17 protein-coding genes and 1 pseudogene are annotated in these 16,308 nt (G+C 55.2%); 14 read left to right on the top strand and 4 right to left on the bottom strand.

Annotated elements, in window-relative coordinates:
• Nucleotides 1-289 precede the first annotated feature (289 nt).
• Nucleotides 290-1,549 (bottom strand): hypothetical protein, encoded by a 1,260-nt coding sequence (locus M5B96_RS26585; RefSeq protein WP_248799956.1) that lies wholly within the window; start codon nt 1,547-1,549, stop codon nt 290-292.
• A 458-nt stretch (nt 1,550-2,007) separates the two neighbouring features.
• On the opposite strand from M5B96_RS26585, the gene M5B96_RS26580 reads away from it, so the two are divergent.
• On the top strand, nt 2,008-2,451 hold the full coding sequence (locus M5B96_RS26580) for a hypothetical protein (RefSeq protein ID WP_248799955.1): 444 nt from the start codon (nt 2,008-2,010) through the stop codon (nt 2,449-2,451).
• Between the two features lie 214 nt (nt 2,452-2,665).
• Nucleotides 2,666-2,836: a YhfG family protein gene (locus M5B96_RS26575; protein ID WP_248799954.1), complete on the top strand. Its 171-nt coding sequence runs from the start codon at nt 2,666-2,668 to the stop codon at nt 2,834-2,836.
• 232 nt (nt 2,837-3,068) lie between these two features.
• Here the strand turns inward: M5B96_RS26575 and M5B96_RS26570 are convergent, their stop codons facing one another.
• Both M5B96_RS26570 and M5B96_RS26565 read right to left on the bottom strand, forming a co-directional pair.
• The gene (locus tag M5B96_RS26570; protein WP_248799953.1) at nt 3,069-3,437 is read right to left on the bottom strand and encodes a type II toxin-antitoxin system RelE/ParE family toxin; all 369 of its coding nucleotides are present in this window, start codon (nt 3,435-3,437) and stop codon (nt 3,069-3,071) included.
• A gap of 2 nt (nt 3,438-3,439) precedes the next feature.
• Nucleotides 3,440-3,730, bottom strand: coding sequence for a type II toxin-antitoxin system ParD family antitoxin (locus M5B96_RS26565; protein ID WP_040066196.1), 291 nt, complete (start codon nt 3,728-3,730; stop codon nt 3,440-3,442).
• Between the two features lie 460 nt (nt 3,731-4,190).
• Here M5B96_RS26565 and M5B96_RS26560 point away from each other — a divergent pair, with 460 nt between their 5' ends.
• The 4 genes and pseudogenes from M5B96_RS26560 to M5B96_RS26545 form a co-directional block, all read left to right on the top strand.
• Nucleotides 4,191-4,421 carry a type II toxin-antitoxin system ParD family antitoxin gene (locus tag M5B96_RS26560; RefSeq protein ID WP_248799952.1) on the top strand — a complete coding sequence of 77 codons (231 nt, stop codon included), beginning with the start codon at nt 4,191-4,193 and terminating at the stop codon, nt 4,419-4,421.
• Between the two features lie 95 nt (nt 4,422-4,516).
• Entirely contained in the window at nt 4,517-4,927 is a 411-nt protein-coding gene (fos, locus tag M5B96_RS26555; protein WP_248799951.1) for a fosfomycin resistance glutathione transferase, read from the top strand.
• 99 nt (nt 4,928-5,026) lie between these two features.
• Nucleotides 5,027-5,779, top strand: a complete 753-nt coding sequence (locus tag M5B96_RS26550) for an SIR2 family NAD-dependent protein deacylase (protein WP_248799950.1) — start codon at nt 5,027-5,029, stop codon at nt 5,777-5,779.
• 178 nt (nt 5,780-5,957) lie between these two features.
• Nucleotides 5,958-6,817 (top strand): annotated as a pseudogene (locus M5B96_RS26545) (IS3 family transposase); the annotation flags it as partial.
• A gap of 399 nt (nt 6,818-7,216) precedes the next feature.
• On the opposite strand, the gene M5B96_RS26540 reads toward M5B96_RS26545, so the two are convergent.
• The gene (locus M5B96_RS26540) at nt 7,217-7,438 is read right to left on the bottom strand and encodes a hypothetical protein (RefSeq protein ID WP_152739973.1); all 222 of its coding nucleotides are present in this window, start codon (nt 7,436-7,438) and stop codon (nt 7,217-7,219) included.
• A 144-nt stretch (nt 7,439-7,582) separates the two neighbouring features.
• Here M5B96_RS26540 and M5B96_RS26535 point away from each other — a divergent pair, with 144 nt between their 5' ends.
• The 8 genes from M5B96_RS26535 to M5B96_RS26500 all read left to right on the top strand — a co-directional run bounded on the left by M5B96_RS26535 (nt 7,583) and on the right by M5B96_RS26500 (nt 15,017).
• Nucleotides 7,583-7,951 carry a hypothetical protein gene (locus M5B96_RS26535; protein WP_412548657.1) on the top strand — a complete coding sequence of 123 codons (369 nt, stop codon included), beginning with the start codon at nt 7,583-7,585 and terminating at the stop codon, nt 7,949-7,951.
• A gap of 82 nt (nt 7,952-8,033) precedes the next feature.
• A complete protein-coding gene (locus tag M5B96_RS26530) occupies nt 8,034-8,213 on the top strand; it encodes a YhfG family protein (protein WP_248799949.1) in 180 nt (59 codons plus the stop codon).
• A 158-nt stretch (nt 8,214-8,371) separates the two neighbouring features.
• Complete coding sequence (locus M5B96_RS26525) at nt 8,372-9,340, top strand: hypothetical protein (protein ID WP_248747270.1); 969 nt, start codon at nt 8,372-8,374, stop codon at nt 9,338-9,340.
• Complete coding sequence (locus tag M5B96_RS26520; RefSeq protein WP_248799948.1) at nt 9,340-9,708, top strand: hypothetical protein; 369 nt, start codon at nt 9,340-9,342, stop codon at nt 9,706-9,708. Before M5B96_RS26525 ends, M5B96_RS26520 begins: the two co-directional genes overlap by 1 nt.
• Before the next feature lie 140 nt (nt 9,709-9,848).
• A complete protein-coding gene (locus M5B96_RS26515; protein ID WP_152739976.1) occupies nt 9,849-10,778 on the top strand; it encodes a LysR substrate-binding domain-containing protein in 930 nt (309 codons plus the stop codon).
• Between the two features lie 243 nt (nt 10,779-11,021).
• Entirely contained in the window at nt 11,022-12,476 is a 1,455-nt protein-coding gene (gene tcuA / locus M5B96_RS26510; RefSeq protein WP_248799947.1) for an FAD-dependent tricarballylate dehydrogenase TcuA, read from the top strand.
• Entirely contained in the window at nt 12,463-13,620 is a 1,158-nt protein-coding gene (gene tcuB / locus M5B96_RS26505) for a tricarballylate utilization 4Fe-4S protein TcuB (RefSeq protein ID WP_248799946.1), read from the top strand. The genes tcuA and tcuB overlap by 14 nt, the downstream gene beginning before the upstream one ends.
• 47 nt (nt 13,621-13,667) lie before the next feature.
• Nucleotides 13,668-15,017 (top strand): MFS transporter, encoded by a 1,350-nt coding sequence (locus M5B96_RS26500; RefSeq protein WP_248799945.1) that lies wholly within the window; start codon nt 13,668-13,670, stop codon nt 15,015-15,017.
• The last annotated feature ends 1,291 nt before the right edge of the window (nt 15,018-16,308 follow it).

The following is a 16,308-nucleotide window of genomic DNA, read 5'->3' as shown; positions in this document are numbered from 1 at the left end:
TTTAAAAAAGTTGTAATTAGGGGTGGATTTTTACTAAGCTATTAGAGGTCTTTCTGCTACGTCCACAATTTTCTGCGTGCCGCGGCGTACGGTTGGTAATGTTGCGATGAGCTCCGAAGAAGTATCTAGTCATTTTGTGTGGGCAGGCAGCAATGCTTTTTTGCTCTGTTGCATTACTCCATTTAGCAAGTTCTGAAATGGTACCAAACGCTGGTGGCGTATCTAATAGTTCTCTGTTTTATGAATGACCGGATGCCAGGTTGTAATGGCATCCGGAAAGTTAATTTGGCTAGGTGTTGAGTGTGTTGTCTATCATTTTTTTTAGCATATCATCACGGTTTAGGGGCTCTCCGCGGTAAATGACAGTGCCAAACGTATCGTCTATGACGCGTGTACCATCCATACTCAAGTGAACATGAATTCCACGTTCCTGTGGTCTGTTGGCTGTCCATATTATGGCGGGAGTTGAAGCCCATAGTGCGAACTCGCAATTATCCCATTCGTCTATATTTAAATGTCTCGCAGAGTCAATGTATCCATACCCTCTGTCATAGTAACGATGCAGCGGTTGCAGCGGGCTAGATGTGCTCGGTACACTGGTCCACGTATTATTTCTTCCGCAATTTCCGCAAAGATGTTTTCGGTGTGGTCTTTGGTTGAAAATCCCCAGGTCTAAGTGTGGGGCGCCGCAATAGTTGCAGTTAAAGCATGTGACATGGACTCCGTATTCTAAAGCCAACATAAAGTCACTGGCCGCAGGTGGAGTAACGTGAATTTTATTAATTGGTGAGGGCGCGAATAGATTCGCTCTGGCGTCGATTATAATTGCCAAAGCACTGAAATCTTTATCTACAATTTTTGTGCCTTCAACAGCGTTTCGTACGTGCACGTGGATGTTTGGATGTCGTGAGTGCGGTGTTCCAAGGCTAGTTAGGGCAGGAGGTAGGGAGCACCACACACCAACTTCTGCGTGGTTGTCTGGTTGCAACTCATAAGGGTTAGCAATATAGGACATAGGCTGGAACCATTGAGCGCATCTAATGGTTCCCGTGTTAGCTGCATCTTTTACATCAGCTAAAGTACCCCAGTGCTTTTGATGGGTGCGGCACCATAAACGCTCTTTTCCATTTTGATAAAGTCCGGCGTCCACTATTTCACACTCAAGAATGTCATTCACACCACTGGTTCCGGGAAGCCTTAATAAAACCTCAGGATTCACCGTTGCTATGTTTCCCAGTGTGCGCCCAAATGCCCAGGATATTGCTTCGTTTGCACTGATCATATTTGAGGCGTGAGGCAAGGGTTGCTCGATGCCAAGATGTACACGATTACATTTAGCCGGTGGTTTTCTGGTTAAATCCCACTCATAGGCCCAGATGTCATTGCGGCCGTCTGTACGTGCTAATCTTTCAAATTCCATGTTCAAAGCTTCCTTATTTATGTGGTCTACATCCTCTCTTAGTTTATAGATAGTATCAAATCGCCATCCCGGGGGCTCTTTTTTGTGTGAGAATGTGTGAGTTGTGAGCGTATTAATAATCAGTTGCATTTGTGGTCGAGTATTTAGCTTGGGCTTATGTCTAGTAGATATTTTTTGTATCTATGGCGTCTGCGACTCCTGAGAGTTCACCGTAAGGTGACTGATTTGTTTTCCCTTGTTGTTTCAGACGCAGCTGACCAGCGTTCACTCAGCATGCGAAATCGCCTTCTAAAAAAACTCATATTTCCCACGCGTTTCAGGCATGGGAGAATATTGTGTGCGCCAATTGCCATGGCTACAGTTCGACAGTCGCTGCAAATTCAGCGATGCGGGTTTCGCAGCCCGGTCGTAAGTAGGCGCACAGCGCCGCGTAAAGCGGCTTTTTGGTGTTCGCGTTATGGCGAGCTGTGCGCAGGAGGCTTAGCCCTGCCGGTTCCTACTTACCGGTCTGCGAACCTGCGTGCAGTTCGCCACCCTTGTGTCGCAGCAGGAGTGGATGAATCCCTTGCCTAAGTAGGAGACTCTCCATGACCAAGAAGATAACCCCCGATCCACCTCCAGTTCGCAAATCCCTCAGCACTGCCGACAGGGCCGTGTATCTGCGTAAAGTATCTGATGTCCCTTCGATTGAACCCGAACTAGCCCCGGCAGACACTCCCCGTTTGCTCGATACCCTCGCGTTTACGTGCTCCAAGCCCGTCACGCCCGAAGCCCCATACAAACCCACACTATTCGCCATCCAACCCGGGGTAAGCGCCCAGGACGCCCTGACCTACGTTTCGAATCTACTCGAAACGGCGGAACTCAATGGTGATGAAATCAGCCTGCACACCAACCCCGTCGAACGAGCTCTGTTCTGGGGCATGCTGCATTCGGTGGAGGTAGCGCGGGCGGTCGTGGATGCGCTGCTTGAGGGGGCGTCCCCATCCCGTCAGCTATCGTCCGCGTTGGACAACCTTCCGATTGATTGAGGTCGTTGCGCTGAAAGAGATCAAGCACTTGGCAGCTTGATCTCTTTTTCGTAAGGGCCCGGGCAGAGCCGTGTGCCAACGTCTGGCACACGGTTGGCTTGATCATCTAGTTGTCAGGTCGATCAAACCTTGCTTGCCCGAACACATCTCACTTGGGTTCTGCGCAGTATGATCGACATATAATTGCTCGATCAACGCAATTGAGGTCCAGCGCGTGGGCACTATCAGCCTTGAAGCCAAGAAGGCCTATGCGGCCAAGACTCGCCAATCTAACTACGCGGCCAGTCTGCGTCTGGAAGGCTTCAAAACTACCCTCGCGGATGGTGAGAGAAGCCTACCCTCGCGTGAGGAGGTCCTGAAGGCTTTCTCCAAGAACAGAGACTGATGCCTGGTAGGGTGGGTCAGTTTTCAATCGGTGTTGGTGAAGGCCTCGGCGGGGATGGCTGTATCGCGGCTCTGACCTATCTTCTGGTGTGTAGCAGGCGCAGAAGGGATTGAACCTCCAGGTACATGCGGAGGAACGTGCAGGGACACTTGCTCCGGCGGGGAAGCCTTTCCCGCGCCGGCCTGTAAGGTGAATAGGGGGATCTGAGCTGGTATTTCATGGCTATGCGCCGCTAACTACCCTTCAATTCCAGCGTAAGGTGCTGCCTGACTTCCATTGCGTCATGCAGTATCCGAACGATCTCAATGATCTGGTCATCCGCCAATCTATAGAAAACGATATGCCGCGGCCTCTGTACGGTGCCAGTGGCAGTCGCAGCTTGGTTGCGTACATAGGCCAGATGAAAGCTTCTCAGTCCCACTGAAAGTTCATCTCTAGGGTTGCTACCCACCCTGTTTGGCGTTTCCGCAAGGTCTTCGATTGCTGCGCGTATAAGCGCTTGGTACCTGACCCTGGCATGTGAGCCAAACTGTACGTGGGAGTACCTTAGAATATCCTCGATATCACTGAGGGCCGTATGAGAGAGACGGTACTTCCCCATGCTCAACGGTTCTTGGTGGGGGAGAGGGCAGCTCGTTCGCCGATGTCAGCCAGAAGCTCTCCCAACTGGTCACCGCCAATCTCGATGAAACGACCCCGCTCCAGGTCCATCAGTCCTGCTGAAGTGGCATGACGCAAAGCATCGAGCTTGGCCAGTTCTTCAGCCTCACGCTGCTCCAGCAGACGAAGCCCTTCGCGCATGACTTCGCTGGCGTTCTGGTATCGGCCGGAGACAACCAGGTCGTTGATGACCTGGTCCATGTGATCAGTGAGAACGACATTTCGCGTAGCCATGTTGTGCTCCAGGAACAAATAACGTTGCTGCGGATGTTGGCATATTATGCCATCGCATTGGCTCATGCCTAGTTTGAGTCTGGAATTCATGCTGGAGGGCCTCTTGCAAGATTTGTCAGGGTGATGGATGGAAAACGGAAAATGGCCCTGCCTGATCATGGATGGAGGGCAGGGAGCGGACCTCAAAGGCCATTCCTGTCGGTCTGATCGGCATTGTTATCATGTTTCCCAGAGTGTTCATCTGGCGCAGACTCGTCACCCAGCAAGAACTTGACGCGATACCGCAGGGGCCCAAACGATGGAGCAAGGCGCCTTTGTATCTTGAGATTCCTCTATTCTTCGGCATGATTGCCTTTTGGATATGGCACCCATTTCAGTGAGATCTCCTTGGATGGCCGCGCGATCCTTCTGCACTGGCGAGGTACGGCAATGGGGGATTTTGGCAAAGATGGACAAAGCCATGAACACCACGAGCGTCTCCCTACTGGATGCCCTCAAGTCCTTTGTCGATGCTCAAGTGAGCCAGCGAGGTTGCTGCACCGGTAGCGAATATGTCTGGGAGCTGATTCGCAAGGATCAGGATCGGCAGCACTTGCGTGGCCTGCTGCTGGCTGGGGCCGAATCGGCTCCCACTGCTCCTGTGGATGGCGATTACTTCGAGTCCCTACGTGTCAGTATTGGTAATATCTAGGCGCGCGCTGCAACCGGTTGAAATCCATGTGACGCAGTCAATCAAGGATGTTGATATCCTCAGTGCCCCCCGAGATTTCTTCTGGATAATGGCTCATGTTGACTGGTCTGAATCATCTCACGTTGGCGGTTGCGAACCTCTCTCGGAGCGTCGAGTTCTATGAGTCTTTACCTGGTTTTCGATTGACCGCACGCTGGGTGGCGGGGGCGTATCTTTCTCTGGGCGATCTCTGGCTATGTCTGTCTCTGGATAAGAGCAGGGAGACAGAAAAGAATATGGATTACACGCATTACGCGCTTTCGGTCGAACAGGAAGATTTCAAAAAAGTAACCGCACACCTGCGAGCACTTAACGTCGTTGAGTGGAAAAGTAATTCGAGCGAAGGTGACTCATTTTATTTTTCAGACCCTGATGGTCATCGGCTAGAGGTGCACGTGGGCAGCCTTATTTCTCGACTTGATCAATGTCGGCTCCGACCTTACGAGGGTATGGAGTTTTTCGACTGACCGCTGCTGACTCAGGTTGTGTGAAAACGCCTTCATTGGCACCAACAATGGCTAATGGAGACAAGCCTCGGCCATGCTGAGAGCACGCAAGAGGTCATGATGGAATTCCAGGTTGATCAATTGCGTAACGCACGCCACGTCGTGGTGTTTTCCGGCGCAGGCATTTCCGCTGAAAGTGGCATCCCGACATTTCGCGATGCCTTGACCGGCCTGTGGGAGAACTTCGACCCCGCTGTACTGGCCACTGCTCAAGCGTTCCGCAATGACCCCACCCTGGTGTGGGGTTGGTACGAGTGGCGACGCGCCAAGGTCCTTGCCGCACAACCAAATGCCGCACACCTGGCGATAGCCGAATTGGCGCGTCGGGTGCCCATGGTCACCGTCGTCACCCAGAACGTCGATGATTTGCTAGAGCGCGCCGGCTGTAGTGATGTCTTGCATCTGCACGGAAGCCTGAGTTCACCGCGCTGTTTTGCCTGTACGCGACCGTACACGTTGAGTGCGGACCCGCTCGATGAGCCGCCTGGCGGGCGCCGCATCGAGCCGCCGCGCTGCCTGCGTTGCAATGGAAAAGTGCGACCTGGTGTGGTCTGGTTTGGCGAGTCGCTGCCCGATGATGTGTGGCGCAAAGCTTTGTCGGCAGCGAAGGATTGTGATGTGCTGCTTTCGATTGGCACCTCTGGCCTTGTGCAGCCGGCGGCCGAGATCCCAAGGATTGCCCTGCGACATGGCGCGCAGGTGCTGCACATCAATCTGCAACCTGAGCCTGTAGAAGGGGATCGCGAATTCAGCCTGGCGGGCAGGGCGGCCGAGGTTCTGCCTCGGCTGGTTGAGGAGGTCTTCTCAGCGTAGGTCCAATCGCCCACATCCAGCTCAATGAGCGAAACCGATAGGGTGCAGCAGCTCCTTGGACTTCAGTCGACATTCCGCCAACAGGGCCTCAGCCAACTCCGGTCCGGTGCTGAGGAGTACTAGTTGCTCGAGCGGTTAGCATGGGGTACTCGTTGGCGCTGCTTGTTCAACAGGTGTCGAACGACAAGCGATCATGGACCTGTGCAACAGCTCGGGCTACGCCCATTTGCCGCCCAGCCAGATCGTGCCGAGATTGGCGGACCAACAGCGCTATCTGGGGGCGGAGTCGACGTTTTTTCGGGTGTTGCGTGCGGCGGGTCAGCAACAGCATCGTGGTCGTAGCCAGCGTCCCCGGCATCCCCGGCGTCACGCCGCACCGACGACTCACGCGGCCCAAGGCCCCAACCAGGTGTGGTCGTGGGACACTACCTGCCGTCTCCGGTACGCGGTCAGTATTACTACCTGTACCTGATCGAGGATATTTACAGCCGCAAGGCCGTGGGCTGGGAGGTTTACGAAGAGGAAAGCGGCGAGAAGGCGGCTGCGCTACTGCAACGTAGCGTGATCGGCGAGCAGTGTTTGCACGAGCCACTGGTGCTGCACTCGGACAATGGGGCCCCGATGAAATCGCTGACGCTGTTGAGCAAAATGCATGAGCTGGGCATCACGCCGTCACGTGGCCGACCGCGAGTGAGCAATGACAACCCGTACTCGGAATCACTGTTTCGGACGTTGAAATACTGCCCGCAATGGCCGGCAGATGGCTTTGCCAGCCTGGACGCTGCCCGCGCCTGGGTCAGGGATTTCATGCGTTGGTATAACCACGAGCACCGGCACAGCCGAATCCGCTTCGTGACCCCGGCCGAACGGCACCGTGGCCAGGATCATCAGATCCTGGCTCGGCGTCATGAGCTGTACGAGCAAGCCCGGGAGAAAAGCCCGGAACGCTGGTCTGGACAGACGCGAAACTGGGAGCCGATGGGTACGGTGCTGTTGAACCCTGATCGGGAGCAGCCGGTCGAGAAAAGAGCGGCATAGTTAGACGGTGACGCGACAACTACCTTGAAAAACGCCGGTATTCACCAATGATGGAGTGTTTGAGAGGTTCCACTGAGGTGCTCTTCCCTAATTTGAAGTCAGGATCATAGGCAAGAAATATGCCCTGACGGAAATGTTTTTTGCAGATACGCGTGTGCTGAGTACACGCTTGCGGGAGAGTCTGGTTCCAACTGACTGTTGTGGTTCAACTGAATCTCTCTCAAATTCGTAGATACAGGTGAATGAAAGCTCCAGCATCACCTTTCTCCTGATGTCGCTCAAGCGCTTGGCGCCCTTCTAGAGGCCCTCCAGACTCAGGCGCTTTAGGCCGCCTCATCGGAGCTTGGGCTCAACTTGTCACCTCCAAGGGGTCAGTTTTGGGTTGGCGTTGACATCAACTCAATGAGTAGTGTTTCCACCGGCTCCGATGAACCCATCAATCCCTTCTTCGTTTATAGCCCGCATTGCTTCCGCGAATGCTAGATCCGCTGTCTCGAAGGAATTTTCCCAGCAAGTGGAGTTCCAGTGCTCATCGACAATCTCGATCAGCCAACCGCCCTCACCATCTTCATAAACCTGAACCTCGACAGTCTTCCCGTCTACCGTAACTTTCTGTTCCATTTCAGCTCTACCTGCACACTTTAGCTCGACAGGGTAGCGCGTAGAATTCCTATGGACCAGCCCAGAAGGCAGGACTGAATTTTGAGAAAATTTGTGAGACTCCTTGTTAAGGTGCGGACGCCATGATCATCTCAATATCGCTGACTGGGCAATGTACCTGCGCAAACTAACGAGCTCGAATCAGCTCTGGCAAACACTCCCCGTCTGCTCGATACCCTCGCGTTCACCTGCTCCAAGCCCGTCATCCCCGAATCTCCATACAAACCCACGCTGTTTGCCATCCAACCGGGCATCACTGCTCAGGACGCACTGACCTACGTTTCCAATTTGCTGGAAACGGCAGAACTCAATGGCGATGAAATCAGCCTGCATACCAACCCCGTCGAGCGAGCGTTGTTCTGGGGCATGCTGCATTCGGTGGAAGTGGCGCGGGCAGTGGTGGATGCGCTGCTTGAGGGGGCATCCCCATCCCGTCAGCTATTGTCCGCGTTGGATAACCGCCCGATTGATTGAGGTCGTTGCGCTGAAAGAGATCAAGCACTTGGCAGCTTGATTTCTTTTAATTACTCGATGAACACAATTGAGGTCCAACGCAATGGGCGCTATCAGCCTTGAAGCCAAGAAGGCCTATGCGGCCAGGACTCGCCAATCCAACTACGCGGCCAGTCTGCGCCTGGAAGGCTTCAAAACGACCCCCGCAGATGGTGAGAAAAGCCTGCCGTCGCGTGAGGAGGTCCTAGAGGCTTTCTCCAAGAACTCAAGGCGAACCAAGTGAAAGAGCATTTTCCGTAATTTCCTATCGATGTTGGTCGCCATGTAGGACATTTCTGGTAGTTGGTTGGGATCTGTAGCAAACAGCAGTATTGCTCTTCTTTTCGATCTTTATCTGTCTTTATATCTGACGCCATCTTTCATACATCAAGGATGTGAAGCATGGCGAACGGATTCATCAATGAAAAGACCATCCATTACCCCAGTCTGAAAAACCAACTGTTGATACAGCGCGGTTCACATGCACAGACCAAGTTCGACACGATCAATAGCCACCTGCGCCGCTCGATGGTGACATCGGGACAATTGGTGATCGTTCCCGATGACAGCACGGCGTCCTGCACCTTCGAAGAAGCCTGGCTGATGACCCGGGCACGGGAAATCGATCTGGCCTTGAGCCTCGACCCCAAGGCCGGTGTCGAGGTTCTGAACAACTATGATTTGTTACAGGGCTTGCTGGGCTATAGCTCGATTGGCATCGGCAGCACCACAGCGGCCTGGGGGCGGCATTTGACTGGGGTCGAGGAAACCTTGAAGGACATCGAAAAATTGCATCAGCAGCATTTAAAAGGCGGCAGCTCGGCCAGGAGCGAATTTATCGTCAAGCGCCAGGCCCTGTTCCAGAAGCTGGACACTCAACTCCAGGGTGTGGGCCATTACGGCACCAGCCTGCGACACAACGAGTCGATCAAGAAAATGCTCGGCATTTCCACCCAACGCTACCTGCATCGCCAGACCATCGACGGCTATGCGCAGCGGATCAACAAGATTGCCAGCACCTCGCGTTTTCTGAGCAAAGGCGGCTATGTGGGCATGGCCCTGGACGTGGGGGCGGCGGGGCTGGCGATTCAGGAGGCGTGTTCGACGGGGCGGGAGGAGCAGTGCAGAAAGGCCCGGTATGTGGAGGGCGGCAAGGTGGCGGGAGGAATTGCTGGTTCTCACTTCGGAGGAAAGCTTGGGGCGCGTGCAGGGGGATTGGTGTGCGCGGTTGGGTTGGGTGTTGTATCGGGCGGGTGGGGAGCATTGAGTTGCGGAATTATTGGTGGGGTCGTAGGTGGATATACTGGCGGAATAATATTTGGAGGGCTGGGAGAGCTTGCGGGTGATTTGATTTATGAGGGAACGCATTGATGATGATGTTGGAGGCGGTGAGTGTTTTTCTACTTCTGTTTCTATTGTTCTTTAGTCTTGGCTTGTCAGCCTATATCACTAAAACAAAGCTGGATTTGGTCGAAGCCTATTTCGATAATAACGAAATGATGATCGGTGACCGCAAATGGTGGGGCGGCAAGTCTTACAAGCATCGCTCAATGAGGTTATGTCTGATCGGCATTGTTATCATGTTTCCCAGAGTGTTCATCTGGCGCAGACTCGTCACCCAGCAAGAACTTGACGCGATACCGCAGGGGCTCAAACGATGGAGCAAGGCGCCTTTGTATCTTGAGATTCCTCTATTCTTCGGCATGATTGCCTTTTGGATATGGCACCCATTTCTGTGAGATGGGCAGTGCGCAAGTTCACGCTGAGCAACTGGCCGACGTATCACGCCGGCGATGTCATTGTCAGTCTGGATGCGCGGGTCAGCGGGGCAGGCAAGAGGTAGACTGCTGGTTTATCCTTCGTCCGGAGTAGCTTCCCCTTGGAACTCAAGCAACTGCGCTATTTCGTGAAGATCGTCGAGCACGGCAGCCTTGGCCGTGCCGCATTGGAGCTGGACGTCGGCGTCTCGGCACTAAGCCAGCAGGTCGGCAAGCTTGAGAGTGAACTGTCGACTCGCCTGCTAAACCGTACCAGCACCGGCGTGACACCGACCAGCGCCGGGTTCGCCTTCCTGCACCACGCCCAACTGACCTTGCGCCAGGCGGAGAACGCGATCCTGGCAGCACATCGCGGACGCATGAGCGGATACGTCAGTGTCGGTCTGCCACCCACCACCGCCACGGTTCTGGCGCTGCCATTGATCAATGCAATGCGCGAGCGTTACCCAGACATCCAGTTGCATCTGGTGGAGATGCTGTCCGGGCACCTCGCGGCGCAGCTCAATGCGCGACAGATCGATCTGGCCATCCTGTTTCAACTCGAAGGCGGCAAGCGCTGGAGTGTGACGCCGTTGCTGGACGAAAAACTATTCGTGATTACCTCCCGGGAGCTGCCAGGCGCACCGCGCGGCGACAGCGTGCAACTGGCAGATCTTGGTCAACTGCCGCTGGTGATGCCCAGCTCTCAACATGGGCTGCGTACGACTCTGATGACTGCATTTGAACGCTCGGGCGTGACGCCCAACATCATCATGGAGATAGACGGGCTGGTCGTGCTGATGAACGCGGTACGGGCCGGACACGCCGCTACGATTCAACCAGGTGCCGCCGCGGCATTAGAAGGGGAGTCGGGACTGTCGCTGGTACAGATTGCTGATGCGCACGTTGGGCGTAGGAATTTGCTGGCGACTCTTGCTGACGACGAACTGTCTCCGGCTGCTCTGGCGACGCGGGTCGTGATAACCGATGTCGTGCGACACCTGGTCAATGATCGACAGTGGCCCGGAGCGCGTTTGATCGAGGAAATTTGAGACTTGGAACCCTGTCACCGTACCTATGCCTTACAGGCAATGCCGCCCACTCAATAGTTGTTCGCCTCGCATAACCGTTGCGATCAAAGGGGCTGTTGCCTGAAGAAAGTTCACTTCCCCCCTTTAGCAAAACTAAAGCCCCCATGTAAAAACCCGCCTTTCGCCCCCTTGGGTGCCGCACTACTGTTCGCCCACTCGCCAGCAGCAACTCGTTCCCGTCTGCTTGCGAATTGAGGAGAAACGATGGTCGATGTTTTGGTTATAGGTGGCGGTAACGCGGCCTTGTGCGCGGCGCTGATGGCGCGGGAAGCCGGTGCCAGCGTGATGTTGCTGGAAAGCTCGCCAAAGGTCTGGCGCGGTGGTAATTCACAGCACACGCGCAACCTGCGCTGTATGCATGATGCGCCGCAGGATGTGCTGGTCGACGCGTATCCGGAAGAAGAATATTGGCAGGATTTGCTCAAAGTTACCGGCGGCATAACCAATGAAAAACTGGCACGTATTGCCATTCGCGCCTCTTCCTCGTGTCGTGACTGGATGCGATCCCACGGCGTGCATTTCCAGCCGCCGCTGTCCGGCGCGTTGCATGTAGCGCGCACCAATGCGTTCTTCATGGGCGGAGGCAAGGCGCTGGTCAATGCGTACTTTCGCAGCGCCGAACGCCTGGGCGTCAAGATTCGCTACAACGCTCAAGTCACCGATATCGAGCTGCAGGATGGAAAATTCGTCGCCGCGCACATAGGCGAGCGCGAGGTCGATGGGCAGCGTTTGCCTGCCGAACGTGTTGAAGCCCGCTCCTGTGTGCTGGCAGCCGGTGGCTTCGAATCCAACCGCGAATGGCTGCGCGAGGCTTGGGGCCAAAACGAACGTGGCGAATGGCCGTCGGATAACTTTCTGATCCGTGGCACGCGTTTCAATACCGGGGTGTTGCTGCGCCGCATGCAGGATCTCGGCGCTGACATCATAGGTGATCCGACACAGGCGCACATGGTTGCCATCGATGCCCGGGCGCCGCTTTACGACGGTGGGATCTGCACCCGTATCGACTGTGTGTCGCTGGGCGTGGTGGTCAACCGCGACGGCGAGCGCTTCTACGACGAAGGCGAAGATTTCTGGCCCAAGCGCTATGCAATCTGGGGGCGGCTGGTGGCCGGTCAACCCAACCAGAAGGCGTATTCGATCATCGACCAGCAGGCGATCGGCCGTTTCATGCCGCCGGTTTTTCCTGGTGCCAAGGCCAACTCACTGCAAGAGCTCGCGCGTCTTCTGGATTTGCCAGAAGCGCAGTTCATGCAAACCATCGAAAACTACAACCGTGCCTGTCAGGTCGGCACTTTCGACCACACCGCTCTGGACGACTGCCATACCGAAGGTCTGACACCGGCCAAGACACACTGGGCACGGCCTTTGGTCAAACCGCCGTTTTATGGCTATCCGCTTAAACCCGGTGTGACCTTCACCTACTTGGGCTTGGCCACCGATGAAACGGCGGCTGTGCACTTCAAAGGCAAAGCCAGTCCGAATCTGTTTGTCGCCGGGGAAATGATGGCGGGCAACGTGCTGGGCAAGGGCTACACCGCCGGCATCGGCATGGCCATAGGCACTGCTTTCGGGCGTATCGCTGGCGTTCAGGCGGCGGCCTCGGTGGGTTTCGGCCCTTCTACTGTGATATCGGAATCTCGACATGCAACTGTTTGATCCCCAAGCGTCCAGCCAACTGATCCCAGTCCTTAATCTGGAGGAAAGTGAAGTTGAGCGGCAGATGACCATCTGCAATGCCTGTCGCTATTGCGAAGGTTTCTGTGCGGTGTTTCCGGCCATGACCCGGCGTCTGGAGTTCACGCAGGCAGACATCCATTACCTGGCGAACCTATGCCACAACTGCGGTGCTTGTCTTTCGGCGTGCCAGTACGCCGCGCCCCATGAGTTTGCGGTCAATGTGCCTAAAGCAATGGCCAAGGTGCGTCTGAACACTTATGCCGAGTACGTTTGGCCGCAGCCTTTGGGCAAGCTTTACCAACGTAACGGTCTAACCCTGGCTCTGGCTTCGGGTGGCGGGTTGGCGTTGTTTCTGTGCTTGACCCTGGTGGCGATGGGTAACCTGTTCACGGCCATGCCGGGGGGCAATTTCTACGGTATTTTCCCGCACAACACATTGGCCCTGATGTTTGGCGCGGTGTTCGGCTTTGCGGCACTGGCGCTGACAATCGGAGTACGACGCTTCTGGCGTAACGTCTCACCTGCCGACGCGCCGCTGCCACTGAAAACCTCTGCCGCCCTGGAGGCCACGGCCAACGTCGCACAGCTCAAGTATCTGGACGGCGGCCACGCAGAAGGCTGCAATAACGACGATGACAAATTCACTCTATGGCGCCGTCGCTTCCACCACTTCACCTTCTACGGCTTTCTGCTGTGCTTCGCCGCCACGGCAGTGGCCACGCTCTATCACTTCCTGCTCGACTGGTCTGCCCCATACCCGATCTTCAGTCTGCCGGTGATGCTCGGAATCCTCGGCGGTATCGGTCTGCTGGTGGGCCCGGCCGGATTGCTATGGATGAATCTGCGCCGCAACCCGGAACAGGGCGACGAGAACCAGAAACCCATGGATCGCGGATTTATCGCGCTGCTGTTGCTGGTCAGTTCCAGCGGCCTGGCATTGCTCGCCTTGCGCGAGACCAGCGCCCTGGGCTTGCTGCTGGCAATCCACCTGGGGCTGGTGATGGCGTTCTTTCTGACCATGCCCTACAGCAAATTCGCCCACGGTATCTTCCGTAGCGCCGCGCTACTCAAGTACGCCATCGAAAAACGTCTACCCAACCCGATCAACGCCGGCAGTGACTGACCGTCACGACCTCTATTCCAATAACAATATCGAGTAGCACCGTAACCATGGTCAAAATAAAAACTGAAAACACCCGATCCCGGACGTCAAAATTCGGCGCTATCATAAGGGTCACCAGCGGCAACTTTCTCGAACAGTTCGACTTCTTTCTGTTCGGGTTCTACGCAACCTACATATCCCAGACGTTCTTCCCCGCAAGCAGTGAGTTCGCCTCGCTGATGATGACCTTTGCCGTATTCGGTTCGGGTTTTCTGATGCGTCCATTGGGCGCCATCGTGCTGGGCGCCTACATCGACAAGGTGGGGCGTCGCAAGGGTTTGATTGTGACGCTGTCGATCATGGCATGCGGCACGGTTCTGATCGCATTGGTACCGGGGTATGCCAGCATTGGCGTCGCGGCACCGATTCTGGTGCTGTTGGGTCGATTGCTGCAGGGCTTCTCGGCGGGCGCGGAACTGGGCGGTGTGTCGGTTTATCTGGCCGAGATCGCAACGCCGGGCCGTACGGGTTTCTACACCAGTTGGCAGTCGGCCAGCCAACAGATCGCGATCATCCTTGCGGCGGCGTTGGGCTATGGGATCAACGCCTACCTGAATGCAACCGAGATAGCGGCGTGGGGCTGGCGCATTCCGTTCTTCATCGGTTGTGTGATCATCCCGTTCATTTTCATTATTCGTCGTTCGTTGCAGGAAACCGAAGCGTTCAAGGCTCGTGCGCATCATCCAAGTACTGCCGAAGTGTTCCGCTCCATGAGGGAAAACTGGCGCACAGTGCTGGCGGGTGGACTGTTGGCATCGATGACCACGACTACCTTCTACCTGATCACCGTATACACCCCGACATTCGGCAGAACGGTGCTGCACTTGAGCACCACTGATAGCCTGGTGGTGACGTTGTTTGTGGGGCTCACCAACTTCATTTGGTTGCCCATCGGCGGTGCGATTTCAGATCGAATCGGCCGTCGTCCACTGCTGTTGGCGATCTCGCTGCTGTGCATTTTTACAGCGTATCCGGCCATGCATTGGCTGGCTGAAGCCCCCAGTTTCGAGCGATTGTTGGTGGTCTTGCTGTACTTCTCGTTCTTCTTCGGCGTGTACAACGGTGCAATGGTTGCGGCCTTGACCGAAGTCATGCCACAGAATGTGCGGGTGGTGGGGTTTTCTTTGGCCTTCAGCCTGGCGACCGCAATTTTTGGTGGGTTTACCCCGGCGATGTCGACCTTTCTGGTGCAGGCAACCGGCGACAAGGCGTCTCCGGCCTATTGGTTGATGTTCGCAGCGTTGTGCGGGTTCTCGGCAACGATGGTTTTGTATCGACAACGTAATAGGTCTGCGAAAAAAGAGGGGGCGCTCCCAAAAAGGGGATTGTCGCGAAAAACGCCTGGCCAGGTGGTTTAGCGTGGCAGCGAATTTTCATGCGATATCTGAACAAATATGGCAATTGAGCCCGGCCTGCACAATCGGCTGTTAGATTGCCAGCCGTTGAGTTCAGGGATGACAGGAGCAGTGCCAGTGCAAGGAAGCGCAGATGGAAGAGCCTTGGCTCTGGCTGTAGTCGGAAGGGGCTCGGGATAGGCGCCTTGCGGTACACAAGACATAGGCTGTTGCAACAGCGGATTGCAGAATGGAAATGCCCGTCGAGACGGCGCGTGAGCACCGATATGAACGGACTTGCACGTCCGTGGAAAGGGAGATCTCTTGCCGATCGCTGAAATGGCTGGTGTTCGGATCAGCCTGTCAGCGTCTGGGCTGCCGGAGTAAAGACCGAGCGGTTGAGGCTCGTTGCAGAACATGTTGGGCATGGTGGCTCTCCAGATTCATGAAACAGAACGCGGAGAACACCTCGCCCGGCGGGGAAGCGTTTCCCGCGCTGGTGTACAAAGTGAATAGGAGGGGAGTACCTGAGAACATCCTCAATATCACTGAGGGCCGTATGAGAGAGACGGTACTTCCCCATGCTCAACGGCTCTTGGTGGGGGGGAGGGTCGCTCGTTCGCGGATGTCAGCCAGAAGCTCTCCCAACTGGTCACCGCCAATCCCGATGAAACGACCTCGTTCCAGGTCCATCAGCCCTGCTGAAGTGGCATGACGCAATGCATCGAGTGTGCTCCAGGAACAAATAACGTTGCTGCGGATGTTGGCATATTATGCCGTCGCGTTGGCTCATACCTAGTTTGAGTCTGGAACTCATGCTGGAAGGCCTCTTGCAAGATTTGTCAGGGTGATGGATGGAAAACGGAAAGTGGCTCTGCCTGATCACGGATGGAGGGCGGGGAAGAGGACTACAAATCTGCTTCCACAACCAGCGTGGGAGCCTTCCTGACCCAGGTGTTGACGGAACGCATGCGGAGAACGGCTAGCAGGGCCGTCAGGTCGAGCGATTGGAGAAGGGGCGATAGCTTCATGAGAAAGGTCCGGGTGATGGAAGCCCGAATCTTCTTCAAAATGACGCACGATCGCAGCACGAAAACCGGATCATGGATTGGCGTGTTGTGTCTGACGTTATGGTCACATGGTGTCGGCCGTTAGGATCAAGTTTTTGAAAACGCAAAAAGGGTTGCTAGTTAGCAACCCTTTTTGCAGAAACTGTTTCATTTCTAATGAGACGGTTTTAGGTTTTGATGTGATTTCAAAGTTACCCGATTAATCCCAGCTCAACGCCCCACCAGTCTGATACTCGATCACCCGC

Origin of the sequence: Pseudomonas sp. MWU13-2105 (genome assembly GCF_023242315.1) — a bacterium.
Taxonomy (GTDB): Bacteria; Pseudomonadota; Gammaproteobacteria; order Pseudomonadales; family Pseudomonadaceae; genus Aquipseudomonas.
The sequence above is the reverse complement of the archived record's forward strand: the minus strand, read 5'-3'. Positions and strand labels throughout refer to the sequence as shown.